This is a genomic window from Streptacidiphilus sp. MAP12-20 (genome assembly GCF_041262525.1).
Classification (GTDB): domain Bacteria; phylum Actinomycetota; class Actinomycetes; order Streptomycetales; family Streptomycetaceae; genus Streptacidiphilus.
The window spans coordinates 1-1,257 of sequence record NZ_JBGCCK010000054.1 but is presented as its reverse complement, the minus strand read 5'-3'; the positions used below and the strand labels follow the sequence as shown (position 1 = coordinate 1,257).

Below are 1,257 nucleotides of genomic sequence, written 5' to 3'. Positions count from 1 at the left end.
CTAGTAGATTGTCGCGGCTAAGTGTCTTTCTGATTGGTGGAGTTGGGCAGAATCCTCCTGTCGCTTCCTTTCGGCCGTCAGGGGTGCCGTGTCCTCACAGAAGAAGTATCCGGTTGCGCTCAGCATTGAAGATCGTCGGGCGTTGGAGCGGGTGACGACGACGGGGGTTCGCAGCGCGTCGATGATCAGGCGGGCGCGGGTGCTGCTCGCGTTGGACACGGCGGTCGGCGAGGTCGCTCCGCGGGCGGTGATCGCGGAGCGGGCCGGGGTCTCGTGCGATTCGGTCCGCCTGATCTCGAAGCGGTACGCGGAGACCGGGGGCGATGTGTGGGCCACGGTCGGCCGCAAGGAACGCGCCCTGCCGCCGGTGCCCTCCGCGGTGACAGGCGAGGTCGAGGCGAGGCTGATCGCGCTGGCCTGCTCGACGCCGCCGAAGGGACACGCCCGGTGGTCGCTGCGTCTGCTGGAGAAGCACGTCGCGCTGGTCGAGGACATCCCGGATCTGGACCACTCCACCATCGGCCGGGTCCTAAAAAAACGAAACTGCGCCCTCATGTGAAGAAGTGCTGGACCATCCCGCCGGCGGCGAACGCCGCCTTCGCCGCGGCGATGGAGGACGTCTTGGCGGTCTACCTCCGGCCCCTCGATCCGGCGCGCCCGGTGGTGTGCATGGACGAGAAGCCGTACCAGCTGCTGGGCCACGTCCGCGATCCGCTGCCCGCGCGGCCGGGCCGTGACCGGCGAGAGGACAACGAGTACGTCCGCGCGGGGACCTGCTCGATCTTCTGCTGGGTCGAGCCGCTGCGAGGATGGCGGCGCGTGGACGCCCAGGCCCGCCGGACCAGGGTCGACTGGGCGCACCAGGTCGAGCAGTTGCTGACCGTGGACTATCCCGACGCCGAGACCGTGGTGCTGGTGATGGACAACCTCAACACCCACAGCACCGCCTCGCTCTACGAGGCGTTCGACCCGGCGAAGGCCTTCGCCCTGGCCCAGCGCCTGGAGATCCACCACACCCCCAAACACGGGTCCTGGCTCAACATCGCCGAGATCGAACTCTCCGCCCTCAGCCGCCAGTGCCTGGACCGCCGCATCAACGACCTCGCCGTCCTGAACACCGAACTCGCCGCCTGGCAGCAACACACCAACAACAACCAGCGCCAAGTCGACTGGCACTTCACCACCGACGACGCACGCGTGAAACTACGCCACCTCTACCCAGTACAGCGAACTTAAGCCGCGACAAACTACTAGTCA

At 67.1% G+C, this 1,257-nt stretch carries 2 protein-coding genes; both read left to right on the top strand.

Annotated features, from left to right (window positions below; translation table 11 throughout):
* Positions 1 to 151: 151 nt before the first annotated feature.
* The gene (locus ABIA32_RS33500) at positions 152 to 559 is read left to right on the top strand and encodes a helix-turn-helix domain-containing protein (RefSeq protein WP_370103646.1); all 408 of its coding nucleotides are present in this window, start codon (positions 152 to 154) and stop codon (positions 557 to 559) included.
* A complete protein-coding gene (locus ABIA32_RS33495) occupies positions 556 to 1,236 on the top strand; it encodes an IS630 family transposase (RefSeq protein ID WP_370103645.1) in 681 nt (226 codons plus the stop codon). The genes ABIA32_RS33500 and ABIA32_RS33495 overlap by 4 nt, the downstream gene beginning before the upstream one ends.
* The last annotated feature ends 21 nt before the right edge of the window (positions 1,237 to 1,257 follow it).